We start from the raw sequence: 14,588 nt of genomic DNA, 5'->3' as shown, positions 1-14,588 counted from the left end.
GATCGCATGATGTCCGCCGAGTCCGAAGCGGTGCCAGTTTCTTTGCCGTTTCGGCAACAGACCTGATCGCGATCGTCGCCGGACTCCGCGAGCGCGGCATCGGATTCCGCTCCTTGCGCGAGCACTCGACACCACCCCCGGCGGCAGGTTGGTCTTCCATGTCTTCGCAGTCCTGGGCAGAATCCATTCGCGAGCTGATCATGCTAGGCATCAACGAGGGCCCGGCCGCCGGTGGCGTCGACGACGCTCTTGCCCAAAGCCAAGCACCCCGACCCTGCTATGGGTCGGGACGTTCGGCGATTCAGGACAGCTTGGGTTGCACGTTCGCAAGCACGTCGAACCGCGTGGTGTGGTGCACGTCCAGCGGTGCGAGATCGACGTGCATCGTGTAGGTGCCGGGATCAAAATGTGGGAACGTCGCGAACCAGGTCATCGACGCCAAACTTTCGGCGCCCGCGATCAGCGGATACGGCAGGGTGACCCCGGTGCGGGAGAAGGTGACCGTCACCGAACGCTGTAGCGCGACAATGACATCGGTCGGTAACGGAAACGCTTCCTCGCTCGGGTGCACTGCTTCGATGATGATCGCGAAGTAGGTTCGAGTGAGCCCCTGGATGAGACCGCCGTGCCAGATCCGGATGTCGTTGTCGGCGTGGATCACTGCGGGGGCTGCCAGGACGACGGGCATCACCTCAGACGCGGTCATCCGCTGAGACTACAGCCCACCGCGACACCGGCGAGCCAGCTGCCCGGCTGGTCGTCCATGCTGTGCCTGGTGCCGTTGGGGTCCTCGATCCAGCCCGTGAGTTGCAAGCTCCAGCTGCTGTTCTTGTTGCTCACGCAGGGCGAGGACACTTCCGACACAGCCGGGTTGGAGGAGATCCCGGAGCGTGTGCCTCGCCCCGCCGCAGCGTTGCCGGAGTAGGCAGCGACGGTGAGGCTGTAGCTTACGGGTTTGGTGCACTGGAATCCGATGCCGAACCATACGGCGGTCCCGGAACCGTGGGCGGTGATCTCGGGGCTGATCCACGTCGAGGAGCATCCCTGCGGTCCGGCTTGGGCCGACGCTGTGAGGGCGGGCATCGGTCCGATAGATGCGACTGATGCGCTGAGCGCGGCAACTGTCAATGCGTGCGTGATTTTCATGGGAACTTCCTTCCAACCTGCCCCCGGAAGGTTCCGAGGCCGTCTTCTGCGCGGTTACCGTTCTCCGCCAGACCGCGGCACGATCCCGTCCGCGGTCACCAGATCGCACGCCAGCGAGATCGCCTTCGCGTGTCCGTTGAAGTGGGCAAGATCGGGAGCCAGGATGGCGGAAGCCCCTGCCTTGCAGACGGTTTCGACCACCAGCGTCGTCGGCATATAGGTATCGGTACCGATGGTGAGTAGTCCGGCCAACTCGTAGCCCTGGCGCTGCGCCAGATGTCTGATCACCTGCTCATATCGCGGCCGATCCGATCCGGCGATATCGAGCAGCAACAGGCCAATTGCCTTGGGTTGCACTGGTTTTTCCTTCACTCGCGCTCCCGGTTCTTGTCGACGACGCTGGTCGGCATGATCGTGATTGCGTCGACTTTGTCCAGGTCGGAATCGGAGATCCATCCGTCTTCATCCACTCGGCACAGCGAGCCGTCTGAGCGCTGACAGATCGGGGTGCTCTCCAAAGGAGCAAGTTCCAGCTTGCTGGCGGTGTCCGTGTGGAACGCTGCGAGCAATGCGCGCACGGTCGGGGCGATTTCGTTCGGGCCGGGCGAAACAATCTCGGACATCTGAATTACGCCCCCAACGGGTTTGGGAGATCGGTCGAGCACAGCAGAGCGGCCCAGTAGTCATCACGCAGCGCGTCCCACAGGTCCTCGTGTTGTGGAAGCATCTCGCGGGCGTCGGCCAAATCCGGGTATGCGTCAAACATGATCGTTCCTCGCTGTGCGCCCGGCAGCATCGTGTGTGACGGCAAGCGATAGGCGGTGAATGACTGACTGGGAAGTTGCATGCGCAGAATGCGGGCAGAATTCCCAACCAATTGCCACACCGCGACTTTCCGGCCATCCTGTGTTTGCGTGGTCCGCAACCCATCTCGACGCATCACGCCACCTCGCCGTTGGTGCGCCCGATGCTGGAGGGCTCGACACCCCGGCACCGGGACGACTCGGAGGGCGTGGCTGCTGCCCACTCGCGGACCGCGTAGGCGAAGCGCTCGACTACCTCGGCCGGTACTCCGACATAGGTACTTGGTGGGCCGACGAATGGAATGCGATGCGGAAGGGACTCGGCCGCGTTCATGGCCGCACCACCCGCTGACAGAAAACCTGTAACGACGGCCCGTTGTTTTCGTCGCCGTCCTCGTTGGACCAACTCATCCCGCGCCTCCCTGCTGACTCTTTGGTAAGCACCCGGTGCCGAGGACGCGCGCACACCGCCTGGCGGTTCAATGCGAGTCGGCATGCCGATGAGGGGAACGCCATCTACCCGGCACCGGGGCTATTTCAAGCGTTGTCGCCCAGACGGTTCGATCCCAGGCACAAGACAGGTCCGCAACCGATACGCTTGCGATACAGCAGATTGCGCGCACGGGGATGGGGCGGCGATGATCGTTACCAAGTGGACCAGCACGAAGGTGAAGGCACTGCGCCTTGCTGCCTTGCGGCTCACACAGGAGGAGTTCGCCGAGCATGTCGGCTATCAACCGATAACTGTTCGGAAATGGGAGCGTCGCCCGGAGTCGCGGCCAGTGCGCGGCAAGCCCGCGCAGGACCTCGATACGGCGCTCAAACTCCTGGATGACGAAGAGGTTCAACGATTTTGGGCAGCAGTCGCTGAAACGCCGAATTCCGGGCATCCTGGCGATGAGGCCGACGCCGCGACAAGTTGGCCAGGTGACGCGCTCGGTATCTATGCGTGGGAAGTCGATGGTGACGTGAGACGGCGTGAATTCGGCAGGTTAGCCGCAGTGACAGGGGCCGCTGTCATGCTGGACTCGTGGGAAATCGGTGGGGACCATCTCGGGATGACCGATGTGCGGCGGCTGCTGGATCGCGTCGAGGAGTTGGAGTTCGAGGACCAGCGGGCCGGTGGTGCCCCATTGGTGAGCATCGCGGTCGAAAAGCTGGCCCGTGCCAAGAGCAAGCTCGAGACGTGCGCGTTCGATACCGCGACCGGCGACGCGTTCGCCGGCGCGACCGGTGAGCTTGCCGTTCTGGCCGGATGGTTGGCGTTCGATGCCGACATGCATCCGCTCGCGCGACGTTGCTACTCCGATGCCATGGCGTTGGCCAGTCAGGCAGATAACGACGATCTGACCGCGCACACCTGCCTGTACGCCGCGAACCAATCCATCGCCCTCAGCCAGCTCGGGCATGCAAGCCCACATCATGCGCTGAAGCTGGTCGACCGGGCGCGCGACCTCATGAGGGGCAGGCCACCCGGCCGCATCCACGCGCTGATCGCCATCCGCCAGGCCCAGGCCGCGGCGTTGCTCGGTGATGCGAAGGCGTTCAATCGTGCAATCGCAACGGCGTGGCGTGAGGTAGACCATGCAGTGGAGCTCGAGCCGATCAACGAATGCCCGAACTGGCTGCGGTTCGTGAACCATGCGGAAGTCCGTGGCCACGAGGCCCGTGGTTACGGCAGAATTGGCGAATTCGCGAAAGCGGTGGACCTGCTGGAGACCGCTGCAAGCGAGGAGACCTCGGCACGAAACTCCGTCAACACCCGGGCCTGGTTGGCCGCCGCGCGGGCAGCGGCTGGTGACTTCGGCGGGGCACTGGCCGACGCGTTGCCGGTACTTACCGAACTGGACAAGACTGTGTCGTCGCCGCGGACGCTGCGTGTTCTCGAGCCGGTTCGGCGCACAACCGACAGCGTGCCCGCCGGGGCGGCATTCCGAAAACGTTTCGATGTCCTCGCGAAGACAGCGGTCACCGTATGAAACTCCCCGGTGGTTTCGAATTTCAACGTCTTGATGCCAGGCAGGCTCGTGACCTACGCGCGACGGTTGAAGACGTCTACACGCGGTCCTACGTTGATGCGATCGCGTCCGGCGACCCGTTCGATTCGCCGGAACAGTTCATGCAACGGTTCGACAGCTACACCGACTCTATGCGCGGCAGGGTGTTCGCGATGGTTGTTGCGTACATCGACGGGAAGGCAGCCGGGCAAACCTGGGGTTGGACGCTGAGTCCGAATGCAGTGTGGTGGAAGAACTTTCAGCCCGACGCTGCGATCACTGACCGCGCCGCATTCACCCATGAGGACGGTACGCGGACGTTCGCGCTGTCGGAAATCATGGTGTGTGCCGAACACGCCGGCCGCGGACTCGCGCGGGCGCTTCATGACTACCTGCTCGACGGCCGTCCCGAACTGCGGTCGACGCTGCTGGTCGAGCCCGACAATGACCGCGCCTACCGGGCGTATGTGAGTTGGGGTTGGTCACGAGTCGGGGTGACGAAACCTAGCTGGCCCAATGCCCCGACGTTCGACGTGCTGATTCGCGATCTGTCCAGGCCTGATCAATAGCAGTTCGAGACCGTGCGCGCGCTGGCGCGGGCGGAGGCGCGGACCGTCGATACCGTGCACGGCTTCGCGGTGTGGTGCGGGATCACCGACCACCTGTGGTCAGTCGGCGGCGGGCAGACCCTTCGCGATCAGCGGTGTCAGGAACTCGACGCGGAACGCCGCGACGTATTCGCCTCGCTGGTCCAGGAACCGGCGGGTGTGCGGTTGCCGCTCGTGCTCCTCGAACGCCTCGCGGTCGCGGTACACCTCGTAGAAGATTCGCGAGAGGGGTTCGCCCTCAACTGTATTGGTGGCGTAGACCAGCGTGCCAGGTTCGTTTTCCGTGATGCTCTTGACGGTCTCGGCGACGAGCTGGTCGAAGCCCGCCGCCTTATCGGCATCGAACAAGTCGAACTTCACCACGAGTGCAAACATCGGCCCACCGTAATTGATCGGCCACGGCTGCCCGGCTCGACTTTCCGGAAGCCTGGCCCATGAAACGGACACCGGCCGGGGGTACTTTCACCCTCACCGGCCGACCGATCACGGATGACGAGACGCTGGCCCAGCTCGACCTGGCCGACGACGAAACGGCTATCGAGGTGCCGAAGCTAGAAAGGACGTTCTACGGTGCTGCTAGTCGACGGTGATCCGTGGCCGGACTGGTTCCACGGGCTGCAGCGTTCGGCGTTCCATCTAGAGGTTCGGGACTCCTACGCCGAAGCCGCCGAGAACAACCGACTCCGGGCATTCCTCGCTGGTGAGCCACCACCCGACGAACCGCCCGTGCCGTGGCACGCGCTTGTGCGGGAGACCACCATCCGGGCCGTATCCGTGAGCCGGGTCCGTGTCGTGACGGTCCCGCACTCGGACTATCACCGTTGGTTGCTGTCCGTGACCGGTCGCAATATCCAGGCCGGGGAAGACATCCGGTACTTGCCCCGGCATGACGCCGGGGAGGTGCCACCGGATGATTGGTGGCTGTTCGATGACGAACGGGTGGTGTTCAACCTCGCTGGCGCGGACGGCAAACCGGCAGGCGCGGCGGTAACCACCGATCCGGGGATCGTGGCCTACTGCCGGGGTGTTCGAGACCGGTTGTGGAAGCTGGCTACCCCGTACACGGAGTACGCCGGGGCGTGACCAGTTCCATTGATCAGCAGCGCGAAGCGCTCGGGGAAAATCTCCGAGCGCTTCGTCTTAACGCGGCCTTGTCCGGTGCGGAACTCGCCCGTCGGAACGGATGGCACCAAACCAAGATCTCAAAGATCGAGTACGGACGGATCAAGCCGTCACACGATGACATCCGCGCATGGTGTGAGCACAGTAACGGAGCCGAGCCCGAAGCGGTGCCAGTTTCTTTGCCGTTTCAGCTACAAGCTTGCGCGGTGCGGGAGGTCGATCGGGTTCCGGGCAGCCCGGCGTAGCGTACGGTCGTGGGACCGGGACCGCTCAGGTCTCCAATCGTAAGGACTGTGAATGTCCGATAAATCTCCGCGTAGCGCCATGTCGAAGAAGTCCGGGAAGTCGATCAAGGAGAAGCGGGCGGAGAAGAAGGGGAAGTCGGGCGGGGAGACGGGTGGGGAGACGATCGTTCCCAAGAAGCGGTGATGCCGGGCGGGTCGGCCGCTGTTCCGCCGCCGACCGAGCTGACCGGAGTCGAGTGAGCTGTTGGTACCGTCGGATTCGTGATGCGCAGCGGGCGGGAAGTAGATGAGGTGCCGCCCAAACGGGTCGACGCTCGGACCGAGCGGTGGCGTGAGCATCGGCGCAAGGTGCGCGCGGATTTCGTCGACGCGGCCTTCCGTGCGCTCGACAAGTTCGGGCCCGAGGTCAGTATGGGCGATATCGCCAAGGAGGCCGGTGCCGCGAAACCCAAGCTGTACCGGCATTTCGAGGATAAGACCGACCTCTACAACGCCATCGTCGACCGGGTTCGCGACCTGCTGTGGGAACGGATCGTCGCGAGTGTCGATCTGACCAATGATTCAGCGCGCGAGTTGATTCGGCGCGGTGCGGCCGAATACGTGCTCGTGGTGACCGAACATCCCAATGTCTTCCGGTTCATGCTGCACAGCCACTTCACGCGGCGCGCGGACGAATCCGAGCGCGCGCTGCAGTCCGCGCGCCGGTCGGCCAAGCGGGCCGCCGATCTGTTCACCGGACTACTCGCGGACAAGTCCGTGGAAGTGTCCAGCGTCGAACTCGTCAACTATTCGGTCTTCGGCGCGGTGGCCTCGGCCACCGACTGGTGGCTGGGCGCGAACCGCCTGCAGGCGCATACGATGCCGATCGAGAAGTTCGTCGCCTACCTGGCCGAGATCATCTCCGCGTTGGCCGAGGCCAATGCACGGTTGAACGGCATCAGCATCGACGCGGATCTGCCACTGCACCTGGCTTTTTCCAGCGAATAGGCATTATTCGGTTGAACCCACCGGTGGTGCCGACCGCAGGCGCGCCAGTGGCGGTCGGCCTCCGCATCCACCCCGAACTCCATTGTTCTCGTTGACCGCATCGTCGAGGCCAACGGTGTCTGCGTGCCCACAGTATGAACCCACCCACCGACAAGTTTCGGCGCCGAACCGGTGCCTATGAGGACAGACGCCAGAGCGGGGAAACGGGGCCGTGGCCGGCGCCGAGGTCGTAGGACGCGGCGAGGCAGCGGTAGGTCCAGTCCTTGGCGAACGCGACGGCGTCGGGCACCGAGTAACCGTTGGCGAGGGCGCATGCGATGGCCGCGGCCAGCGTATCGCCGCCACCGTGGTCGTTGCCCGTGCTGATCCGCGGCGCGGTGAACTCCAGGAACTGGTCGCCATCGAAGAGCAGATCGGTGCTGACCTCGGAGGACCGCAGATGTCCGCCCTTGACGATCGCCCACTGCGCCCCGAGTTTGTGCAGTGCCTCGGCCGCCCGCCGCGCGGAGCCATCATCGGTGACCTCGATGCCGGTGATCAGCCGCACCTCGTCGAGGTTCGGCGTCACCACCGTGGCCAGCGGAATCAACGTGTGGCGCACCGCATCCAGCGCTTCCTCGTGCAGCAGCGGATCGCCGTGCATGGACGCCGCCACCGGATCGACCACCAGCGGAGTGCGGCCCTGTCCGATCCCCACTTCTTCGCAGACCGCCGCGACCGATTCGATGATCGCCGTCGAGGCCAACATCCCGGTCTTGGCCGCCCCGACCCCGATATCCCCGACCACCGACCGCACCTGATCGGCCACGATCCGCGGCGGAATCTCATGGAACCCGCTCACCCCGACCGAGTTCTGCACCGTCACCGCGGCCACCGCGACACACGCGTGCACCCCGCACATGGCCATGGTCCGCGAATCGGCCTGGATGCCGGCGCCGCCGCCGGAGTCGGTCCCGGCGATAGTAAGGACACGAACCGGGGTCTGCCCGTCGGGCACCAGCGGCAGCAGTTTCACACCCCAGACCCTACGACTCGCCGAGACGGTGCGAGCGGATGGATTCGGATCTGACCGATCGCATCCCTGGTCGGGTCGTATCGACTTCGGTTGGATCGTCGAATGTCCCATCTAAATGAAAACCATTATCATTAACGTGTGACCACTTCATCGACCCCTGACCTGCTGCCCGTCACCGTGCTCTCCGGCTTCCTCGGCGCGGGCAAGACGACCCTGCTCAACCACATCCTGGCCAACCGGGACGGCCGCCGCGTCGCGGTCATCGTGAACGACATGAGCGAGGTCAATATCGATGCCGCGCTCGTCGCCGGGCAGGGACATCTGGATCGCACCGAGGAGAAGCTGGTCGAACTGACCAACGGCTGCATCTGCTGCACCCTGCGCGAGGACCTGATCGAAGCGGTCGGCAAGCTCGCGCGCGAGGGCCGCTTCGATCAGCTGGTCATCGAATCCACCGGCATCTCCGAGCCGATGCCGGTCGCCGCCACCTTCGACTGGGAATTCGAGGACGGCTTCAAACTCGGCGATATCGCCCGCCTGGACACCATGGTCACGGTCGTCGACGCCTCCACCTTCCTCGTCGAGGTCGCCCGTGGCGAAGCACTGGCGCAACGGAATCTGCAAGCGGGCGAAGGAGATACGCGCACTATCGCCGACTTGCTCGTCGACCAGGTGGAATTCGCCGACGTCCTGCTCGTCAACAAGACCGACCTGGTCAGCGCTAACGCGGCCGGAACCGTGGAGGCCACGGTGCGCCGCCTCAATCCACGCGCCAAGATCCTGCGCACCGAAAAGGGTGCGGTAGACCTTGCGGAAGTCCTCGCCACCGGCCGCTACAACCCGGTCATTGCCGCCGAATCCGACGGCTGGGCCGAGGAACTCGCGGGCGGCCACACCCCCGAAACCGAGGAATACGGCATCCGCAGCCTCACCTACACCGCCGATCGCCCCTTCCACCCCGAACGCCTGGCCGAAGCCCTCGCCCAACTGCGCGGCGTGCTCCGCAGCAAGGGTTTCTGCTGGCTCGCCACCCGCCCCGCCCTGGCCGCCGTCTGGTCCCAGGCAGGCCCCAACCTGACCTTCGAACCCGCAGCCTGGTGGACCTCTCTGGAAGTCCCCGCCGGCCAAGAAATCGTCTTCATAGGCGTCAAACTCGACCACGCCCACATCCGCGGACTCCTCGATGCCGCGCTCCTGACCAACGCAGAATTCGCCGCCGGCCCCACAACATGGTCCACCTACCGCGACCCCTTCCCCACCTGGGGCGACGTCCATCACCACTGACCAGCACCCCGCTGCATGTAACTGACGCTCCAGTACATCGAGATGGGGCTGGCCGCCGAGCAGCCCGAGCGGATGATTCCGCTCAGCGACGCCATCCGAGTGCTTTCGAACCTGCGCCCCTCGGCATAAGACGCCGATACCCACGCGCCGTGGGCGGGCGTGGGTATCGGTGGGGGTCGATCGGGCTTCGCCGAGTTGGCGGGCACGATCGGGGCTCAGTTCGAGATGCCCGGGGCCTGGTGAAGGTAGGTCTTGTCGGTCAGCTGCTCGAGCATGAAGGCGGCGATGTCGGCGCGGGCGATTTTCAGGGAGAGACCTTTCGCGTCGGCGGGAACCGCACGGCGGAAGGTGCCGGTGGCGGGGCCGTCGGTGAAGGCGCTCGGGCGGACGATGGTCCAGTCGAGGTTGCTGGCGTGGACGTGTTCTTCCTGCTGGACGTGGTCGGCGTAGGCCTGGCGCAGCAGCATGCCGAACATCACGTACTTCCAGAGGAAGTTCAGGTTGCCCGCGCTGTCGCCGACGCCGAGGGTGGTCTGGCAGATCAGGCGCTGCACGCCGGTCCGGTTCATCGCCTCGATCACCGCACGAGTGCCCGCGGCCCGGATGACGCCCTTGCGGCCCGCGCCGAGCGAGATCAGCACCGCGTCCTGACCGGTGACGGCCTTTTCGACCGAATTCGTGTCCAGCACATTGCCTTCCACGATGTGCAGCCGCTCGTGCCGCTGCTCGATGCCGGCCGCGCTGCGAGTGAAGGCGGTGACCTCGTGCCCCTGCGCCAGCGCCTGCTCGACGACCAGACGACCGACGGTGCTGGTGGCTCCGAAGACTGCGATTCGCATTGTTTTCTCCTTGTTGAATTTGCGGTGCTCCCGAGCCCTACGTGGTTACGCAGGCTGCCGCCTCCGGGCCTGACGCTCGCACCGCTGGTGTCGAAAGCTGTTGAGCTGTTGGTGAATCCAGTACAACAGCGGAGAACGAGCCGAACCATGGTCGTGCGTCTCGCGGACATAAGAGGGTGTCTACGCGCGACGGCCCACGCCCCCGTAGCGGGAACGCGGGCCGTTGACCAGCGGTTTTCTATCAACTGAGCTTTGCGAAGAATCGGCGGATATCGCCGATCAGCAACTCGGGCGCCTCATGGGCGGCGAAATGACCCGCGGCATCGTTCGGGCCGCCGACCACCGACCCCGAATCGTAGGAGTTCCAACTGACGATATTGCGGTGATCCCGCTCCGCGAAGCGCCGCATCGACTGGAAATCGCCCTTGAACATCGCCAGCGCGGTCGGCGCCGTGGTCGGACCGGTCGGTCGATCGGCGCTGTGCGCCTGTTCGTAGTAGAACCGGACCGACGATCCCGCGGTGCCGGTCAACCAGTAGAGCGCCACATTGCCGACCACGAATTCGGCGTCCAGACTTTCCCCGAAAAGCTGTGCGTTCCAACCCAAGAGGCCCACCGGCGAATCCGAGATCGCATACGCCAGCGTCTGCGGCTGCTGGCTGCACAAGATATTGAAGGCCATCTTGTTGTCCTGGAACCACTTCAGGTGCTCCAGCGCCGCGAGGTCCGCCGGCGAGATGCTCTCGAACTCGGCCGGATCGCCCGACGGGAACGAAAACAGCTGTGTCACATGCACACCCACCACCCGATCGGGGACGAGTCGGCCGATCTCCGGTGAAACCATCGAGCCGCCATCGTTCCCGATCGCACCGAAGCGGTCGTAGCCGAGTCGATCCATCAGCTCGATCCAAGCTTGTGCGACCCGCCGCATGGTCCAGCCGGTGCTGTGGGTCGGGCCTGCGAAACCGATGCCGGGCAGGGCCGGAATCACCACGTGGAAGGCCGGGGCATCGGCCGATTCCGGTGCGGTCAGCAGCTCGATGACATCGAGGTATTCGAGCACCGAACCCGGCCAGCCGTGCGTCAGGATCACCGGCAGCGCATCCGCGCGCGCGGACCGGATGTGCAGGAAATAGATATTCTCTCCGTCGATTTCGGTGGTGAACTGGGGGTAGCTGTTCAGCTTTGCCTCGAGTGCCCGCCAATCGAAGCTGTCGAGCCAGTATTCGGCGAGTGCGCGGACCCGATCGCCGGGCACGCCGTACGAATCACCGACTCCGGGCAGCTCGTTCGGCCACAACGTCCGGTGCAGCCGATCGGCCAGATCGTCGAGCTTGTCCTGCGGGATGTCGATGCTGAAGGGACGGATGGCATTCATGGCAATCTCCTGGTCGTGTTCGCTGGGTGGTTCAGCGGTACTGCGCGAAGAATTCGGTGATCTCGCCGGCCATCAGCGCGGGGGCGGCGTGGTGCAGGTAGTGGGTGTACACGTCGTGGGTCCGCCACGAGACGATGTTGGCGTGATCGCGGTCGGCGAACCGGCGGATCCCGTGGAAGTCACCGTTCGATCCGGACAGTCCCAGCGGCACCGTGGTTGGTTCGGTGGGCTGCTGCGCCTTGGCCTTCTCGAAGTAGTGCCGGATCGCGGAACCCGCTGTGCCGGTGAGCCAATGGATCGCGATATTGGTCAGCACGAATTCGTCATCCAGATCCGGGCCCATCAGTTGGCTGTTCCAGCCGACCAGACCGGTCGGCGAATCCATCAGCGCGTGCGCCAGGGTCTGCGGCTGCTGTGACTGCAGGATGTTGTAGCCCATCTTGTTCTTGACGAACCAGTCCAGCGTCGCCAGCGACTGCTGCTCGTCGGCGGTGAGGTCGGCCAGTTCCGCCGGATCGCCCGTCGGAAACGCGTACACCTGCGAAATCTGAATGGCCACAACACTTTCCGGCGCGACCCGACCGAGCTCCGGTGAGATCTGCGCGCCGCCGTCATTGCCGACCGCGCCGTAGCGGGTGTACCCGAGGCGGTTCATCAGCTCGGCCCACGCCTTGGCGATGCGCTGATCGTTCCATCCGGATTCGGTTGTCGGACCGGAGAATCCATAACCCGGCACCGAGGGGATCACCAGATCGAATCCGGCCGCGGTCAACGGCTCGATCACACCGAGGAATTCGACGAAGGTCCCCGGCCAGCCATGCGTGAGGATCAACGGAAAAGCGTTGTCCTGCGGCGACTCAACGTGCAGGAAGTGAATATTCTGCCCATCGATCTCGGTGGTGAACTGCGGGTACGCGTTCAACTTCGCCTCGACCTTGCGCCAGTCGAACCCCTCGCGCCAGTAGTTCACCAGATGCCGCACCCGATCGACGCTCACCCCGTAGATGTCCTCGGACCCGGGGATCTGATCCGCCCAGCGGGTACGGGCCAACCGGTTCTGCAGGTCGTCCAGCTCGGCCTGGTCGATGTCGATGGTGAAGGGGGTGATGGCGTTCATCTGCTACTCCTTGTGAAACGGAATGCTTCGTTCTGTTTGAACATTATCAGAACGGATCATTCCGTTTCAAGTGGTAATCTGAACCCATGCCGAAAACATCCGATACCCCAGCTCAGAAGCGGCTGCCCGGCCGCAAGGCGCAGGCGGCCCGCAACGACGGCCTCATCCTGGAGGCCGCCCGCGCGGTCTTCCTGGCCGATACCAACGCCCCGATCGCCGCCGTCGCCGAACGCGCGGGCGTGGGAATCAGCGCGCTCTACCGCCGTTATCCGAGCAAGGAGGTGTTGCTGCGCACCCTCTGCTACGAGGGACTACGCCGCTACAACGCCGAAGCCGATGCCGCACTGGAGGATTCGGATGGCTGGCACGGACTCGTCGGATTCCTGGAACGCGTCGTCGACGCCGATGTGCACTCGCTGGCGGTGCATCTGGCGGGCACCTTCACCCCCGACGAGTCGATACTCCCCGTCATCACGCATTCGGGTGCGGTCACCGAGGAGTTGGTGCGACGGGCACACGCATCCGGCCGCCTGCACCCGGACGTCAATGCCCATGACCTCGGCCTGGTCCTCGAATCGTGTGCCGCCATCACCATGCCGGATCAGGCGCGCACCGCGGAACTGCGCCGACGGGTGCTGGCCATGCTGCTCGCCGGACTGTCCGCCGATGGCGATCTCCCCGGTCCGCCGCCCATGGCGGGCGAATTCGTCTGGCGCTGGCAACCGCGCAAATGATCCGACACCGGACCGATGAGTTCGACTCGGGCGCGGCGTCTGCACAGTTACGCATACCCATGTCCACCGCAGCGAAGGAAACGCCATGAACTGGACACTCGAGGTCGTGATCGTGCCGGTCTCCGATATCGACCGAGCCAAGGACTTCTACTCCCGGCAGCTGGGTTTCACCGTCGATCACGACACCGAAATCGGCGACGAGATCCGCATCGTGCAGCTGACCCCGCCCGGCTCCGGCTGCTCCGTCGTGATCGGCCGTGGCGCGGTCCCGAAGATGGAACCGGGGTCGATTCAGGGCCTGCAACTCGTCGTGCCCGATATTCGCAAGGCGCACGCCGAATTGCTCGAACGCGGTGTCGAGGTCAGTGATGTCCAGGTCATCGGCAAGAACCCGGCGGCCACCCCGGATCCCCTCGACAATGTCGGCTTCTGCTTCTTCAGCGACCCGGACGGCAACGGCTGGGCCGTCCAGCAGATTTCGACCCGCCCCTAGCGCGGGCCGAGGAACAGGGTTTGGGTGCTGCGGCCCAGCGGGCCCTTTTCGTCGAAGAGCGCCGACTCGGCCAGGCCGATGCCGTGCGGTTGGGGATAGGTGGCGGCGTCCAGGCAGACCCATTCGCCGACCGGCTGCCGATGCAGCGTGACCGTGAGATCGGTGTTGATGAACAGATATCGGGACCAGTCCAGCACCGAGCTGACGCCGTTGCCCGAATCCGCCGCGGCGAGTGCGCGTTCCAGTGGACTCGGGGTGGTCCCGGCGACGATCGGATATTTCAGTCGGATCCAGCAGATCGCAGGTCCGGGTTCGGCGAACGAGCCGGTGACGAAGCGGTATTCGGTACCGGTGTGGAAGCCGACCGGCTGCGCGGCCGGAAACTGCGACGGCACCGCCTGATCGGGGCCGGGGCGCGCGCCGGTGGGCAGGATCTGCTCGGGCAGTTCGAGTTCCGGCTCGGCGAGTTTGAACCGCCAGGCGTTCGCCCGCATGACCGGTCCGCGATCGGTGGACAGCGTCGCCTCGATCAGCTCAACGCTGCGTCCGGGCCGTGCCACGCGCGTCGCCACGGTCAGCGGCGCCAGCGGAATCGGGCCGAGGATTTCGACGGCGACCCGGCCGACCTGGAATCCGGGCCGCGGTTCGCACCGTTCGATCGCATGCCCGAGCAGCGCGGAGGGCGGTCCGGCGTGCTGGGCGTCCGGCGACCACGGCCCGCGGGTCAGCTCGGTCGAGACGAACCGATTCGGGTTCGTCGGATCTGCGATGTAGAAGGCGTCGGCCACGTCGTTCGACGCTACTCCGCGGCGATCCGCGG

The 14,588-nt window shown here is 64.9% G+C and carries 21 protein-coding genes; 9 read left to right on the top strand and 12 right to left on the bottom strand.

Annotated features, from left to right (window positions below; all coding sequences use genetic code 11):
* Positions 1-301: 301 nt before the first annotated feature.
* The 6 genes from OG874_RS32265 to OG874_RS32240 all read right to left on the bottom strand — a co-directional run bounded on the left by OG874_RS32265 (position 302) and on the right by OG874_RS32240 (position 2,283).
* Positions 302-706, bottom strand: a complete 405-nt coding sequence (locus OG874_RS32265; RefSeq protein WP_330250855.1) for a hypothetical protein — start codon at positions 704-706, stop codon at positions 302-304.
* On the bottom strand, positions 703-1,146 hold the full coding sequence (locus tag OG874_RS32260; protein ID WP_330250854.1) for a hypothetical protein: 444 nt from the start codon (positions 1,144-1,146) through the stop codon (positions 703-705). The genes OG874_RS32265 and OG874_RS32260 overlap by 4 nt, the downstream gene beginning before the upstream one ends.
* 54 nt (positions 1,147-1,200) lie before the next feature.
* Positions 1,201-1,518 carry a hypothetical protein gene (locus tag OG874_RS32255; RefSeq protein ID WP_330250853.1) on the bottom strand — a complete coding sequence of 106 codons (318 nt, stop codon included), beginning with the start codon at positions 1,516-1,518 and terminating at the stop codon, positions 1,201-1,203.
* Positions 1,515-1,769, bottom strand: a complete 255-nt coding sequence (locus tag OG874_RS32250) for a hypothetical protein (protein ID WP_330250852.1) — start codon at positions 1,767-1,769, stop codon at positions 1,515-1,517. The genes OG874_RS32255 and OG874_RS32250 overlap by 4 nt, the downstream gene beginning before the upstream one ends.
* Before the next feature lie 5 nt (positions 1,770-1,774).
* The gene (locus tag OG874_RS32245) at positions 1,775-1,912 is read right to left on the bottom strand and encodes a hypothetical protein (protein WP_330250851.1); all 138 of its coding nucleotides are present in this window, start codon (positions 1,910-1,912) and stop codon (positions 1,775-1,777) included.
* 173 nt (positions 1,913-2,085) lie between these two features.
* The gene (locus OG874_RS32240) at positions 2,086-2,283 is read right to left on the bottom strand and encodes a hypothetical protein (protein ID WP_330250850.1); all 198 of its coding nucleotides are present in this window, start codon (positions 2,281-2,283) and stop codon (positions 2,086-2,088) included.
* A gap of 304 nt (positions 2,284-2,587) precedes the next feature.
* On the opposite strand from OG874_RS32240, the gene OG874_RS32235 reads away from it, so the two are divergent.
* Both OG874_RS32235 and OG874_RS32230 read left to right on the top strand, forming a co-directional pair.
* Positions 2,588-3,928 carry a helix-turn-helix domain-containing protein gene (locus OG874_RS32235; RefSeq protein ID WP_330250849.1) on the top strand — a complete coding sequence of 447 codons (1,341 nt, stop codon included), beginning with the start codon at positions 2,588-2,590 and terminating at the stop codon, positions 3,926-3,928.
* Positions 3,925-4,515, top strand: coding sequence for a GNAT family N-acetyltransferase (locus OG874_RS32230; protein WP_330250848.1), 591 nt, complete (start codon positions 3,925-3,927; stop codon positions 4,513-4,515). Before OG874_RS32235 ends, OG874_RS32230 begins: the two co-directional genes overlap by 4 nt.
* Before the next feature lie 99 nt (positions 4,516-4,614).
* On the opposite strand, the gene OG874_RS32225 is transcribed toward OG874_RS32230, so the two are convergent.
* On the bottom strand, positions 4,615-4,929 hold the full coding sequence (locus OG874_RS32225; protein WP_330250847.1) for a putative quinol monooxygenase: 315 nt from the start codon (positions 4,927-4,929) through the stop codon (positions 4,615-4,617).
* A gap of 195 nt (positions 4,930-5,124) precedes the next feature.
* On the opposite strand from OG874_RS32225, the gene OG874_RS32220 reads away from it, so the two are divergent.
* The 4 genes from OG874_RS32220 (at position 5,125) to OG874_RS32205 (ending at position 6,908) form a co-directional block, all read left to right on the top strand.
* Positions 5,125-5,637: a DUF6879 family protein gene (locus tag OG874_RS32220; RefSeq protein WP_330250846.1), complete on the top strand. Its 513-nt coding sequence runs from the start codon at positions 5,125-5,127 to the stop codon at positions 5,635-5,637.
* On the top strand, positions 5,634-5,921 hold the full coding sequence (locus OG874_RS32215) for a helix-turn-helix domain-containing protein (protein WP_330250845.1): 288 nt from the start codon (positions 5,634-5,636) through the stop codon (positions 5,919-5,921). The genes OG874_RS32220 and OG874_RS32215 overlap by 4 nt, the downstream gene beginning before the upstream one ends.
* Before the next feature lie 52 nt (positions 5,922-5,973).
* On the top strand, positions 5,974-6,105 hold the full coding sequence (locus tag OG874_RS32210) for a hypothetical protein (RefSeq protein ID WP_330250844.1): 132 nt from the start codon (positions 5,974-5,976) through the stop codon (positions 6,103-6,105).
* 80 nt (positions 6,106-6,185) lie between these two features.
* The gene (locus OG874_RS32205; RefSeq protein ID WP_330257509.1) at positions 6,186-6,908 is read left to right on the top strand and encodes a TetR/AcrR family transcriptional regulator; all 723 of its coding nucleotides are present in this window, start codon (positions 6,186-6,188) and stop codon (positions 6,906-6,908) included.
* A gap of 175 nt (positions 6,909-7,083) precedes the next feature.
* Here OG874_RS32205 and thiD read toward each other — a convergent pair whose 3' ends face one another.
* Complete coding sequence (gene thiD / locus OG874_RS32200; protein ID WP_330250843.1) at positions 7,084-7,923, bottom strand: bifunctional hydroxymethylpyrimidine kinase/phosphomethylpyrimidine kinase; 840 nt, start codon at positions 7,921-7,923, stop codon at positions 7,084-7,086.
* 138 nt (positions 7,924-8,061) lie between these two features.
* On the opposite strand from thiD, the gene OG874_RS32195 reads away from it, so the two are divergent.
* Positions 8,062-9,207 carry a GTP-binding protein gene (locus OG874_RS32195; RefSeq protein ID WP_330250842.1) on the top strand — a complete coding sequence of 382 codons (1,146 nt, stop codon included), beginning with the start codon at positions 8,062-8,064 and terminating at the stop codon, positions 9,205-9,207.
* Positions 9,208-9,422: 215 nt separating this feature from the next.
* On the opposite strand, the gene OG874_RS32190 is transcribed toward OG874_RS32195, so the two are convergent.
* The 3 genes from OG874_RS32190 to OG874_RS32180 form a co-directional block, all read right to left on the bottom strand.
* Entirely contained in the window at positions 9,423-10,046 is a 624-nt protein-coding gene (locus tag OG874_RS32190; protein ID WP_330250841.1) for an NAD(P)-dependent oxidoreductase, read from the bottom strand.
* 241 nt (positions 10,047-10,287) lie between these two features.
* Complete coding sequence (locus OG874_RS32185) at positions 10,288-11,424, bottom strand: epoxide hydrolase family protein (RefSeq protein WP_330250840.1); 1,137 nt, start codon at positions 11,422-11,424, stop codon at positions 10,288-10,290.
* Between the two features lie 31 nt (positions 11,425-11,455).
* On the bottom strand, positions 11,456-12,541 hold the full coding sequence (locus OG874_RS32180; protein WP_330250839.1) for an epoxide hydrolase family protein: 1,086 nt from the start codon (positions 12,539-12,541) through the stop codon (positions 11,456-11,458).
* A gap of 86 nt (positions 12,542-12,627) precedes the next feature.
* Here OG874_RS32180 and OG874_RS32175 point away from each other — a divergent pair, with 86 nt between their 5' ends.
* Together OG874_RS32175 and OG874_RS32170 are read left to right on the top strand one after the other, a co-directional pair.
* Complete coding sequence (locus tag OG874_RS32175) at positions 12,628-13,275, top strand: TetR/AcrR family transcriptional regulator (protein WP_330250838.1); 648 nt, start codon at positions 12,628-12,630, stop codon at positions 13,273-13,275.
* 85 nt (positions 13,276-13,360) lie between these two features.
* Positions 13,361-13,768, top strand: coding sequence for a VOC family protein (locus tag OG874_RS32170; protein WP_330250837.1), 408 nt, complete (start codon positions 13,361-13,363; stop codon positions 13,766-13,768).
* Here OG874_RS32170 and OG874_RS32165 read toward each other — a convergent pair.
* The gene (locus OG874_RS32165; protein ID WP_330250836.1) at positions 13,765-14,556 is read right to left on the bottom strand and encodes a thioesterase family protein; all 792 of its coding nucleotides are present in this window, start codon (positions 14,554-14,556) and stop codon (positions 13,765-13,767) included. The genes OG874_RS32170 and OG874_RS32165 overlap by 4 nt on opposite strands.
* Between the last annotated feature and the right edge of the window lie 32 nt (positions 14,557-14,588).

This window comes from Nocardia sp. NBC_00565 (genome assembly GCF_036345915.1).
In the GTDB taxonomy this organism is placed as follows: domain Bacteria; phylum Actinomycetota; class Actinomycetes; order Mycobacteriales; family Mycobacteriaceae; genus Nocardia.
This window is presented reverse-complemented; position numbering and strand designations above follow the sequence as displayed.

Coding starts and splice junctions, on each gene's coding strand:
- OG874_RS32265 (WP_330250855.1), bottom strand. CDS start 706: ATGACCGCGTCTGAGGTGATGCCCGTCGTCCTGGCAGCCCCCGCAGTG.
- OG874_RS32260 (WP_330250854.1), bottom strand. CDS start 1,146: ATGAAAATCACGCACGCATTGACAGTTGCCGCGCTCAGCGCATCAGTC.
- OG874_RS32250 (WP_330250852.1), bottom strand. CDS start 1,769: ATGTCCGAGATTGTTTCGCCCGGCCCGAACGAAATCGCCCCGACCGTG.
- OG874_RS32245 (WP_330250851.1), bottom strand. CDS start 1,912: ATGTTTGACGCATACCCGGATTTGGCCGACGCCCGCGAGATGCTTCCA.
- OG874_RS32240 (WP_330250850.1), bottom strand. CDS start 2,283: ATGAACGCGGCCGAGTCCCTTCCGCATCGCATTCCATTCGTCGGCCCA.
- OG874_RS32235 (WP_330250849.1), top strand. CDS start 2,588: ATGATCGTTACCAAGTGGACCAGCACGAAGGTGAAGGCACTGCGCCTT.
- OG874_RS32230 (WP_330250848.1), top strand. CDS start 3,925: ATGAAACTCCCCGGTGGTTTCGAATTTCAACGTCTTGATGCCAGGCAG.
- OG874_RS32225 (WP_330250847.1), bottom strand. CDS start 4,929: ATGTTTGCACTCGTGGTGAAGTTCGACTTGTTCGATGCCGATAAGGCG.
- OG874_RS32210 (WP_330250844.1), top strand. CDS start 5,974: ATGTCCGATAAATCTCCGCGTAGCGCCATGTCGAAGAAGTCCGGGAAG.
- OG874_RS32205 (WP_330257509.1), top strand. CDS start 6,186: ATGCGCAGCGGGCGGGAAGTAGATGAGGTGCCGCCCAAACGGGTCGAC.
- OG874_RS32190 (WP_330250841.1), bottom strand. CDS start 10,046: ATGCGAATCGCAGTCTTCGGAGCCACCAGCACCGTCGGTCGTCTGGTC.
- OG874_RS32185 (WP_330250840.1), bottom strand. CDS start 11,424: ATGAATGCCATCCGTCCCTTCAGCATCGACATCCCGCAGGACAAGCTC.
- OG874_RS32180 (WP_330250839.1), bottom strand. CDS start 12,541: ATGAACGCCATCACCCCCTTCACCATCGACATCGACCAGGCCGAGCTG.
- OG874_RS32175 (WP_330250838.1), top strand. CDS start 12,628: ATGCCGAAAACATCCGATACCCCAGCTCAGAAGCGGCTGCCCGGCCGC.
- OG874_RS32170 (WP_330250837.1), top strand. CDS start 13,361: ATGAACTGGACACTCGAGGTCGTGATCGTGCCGGTCTCCGATATCGAC.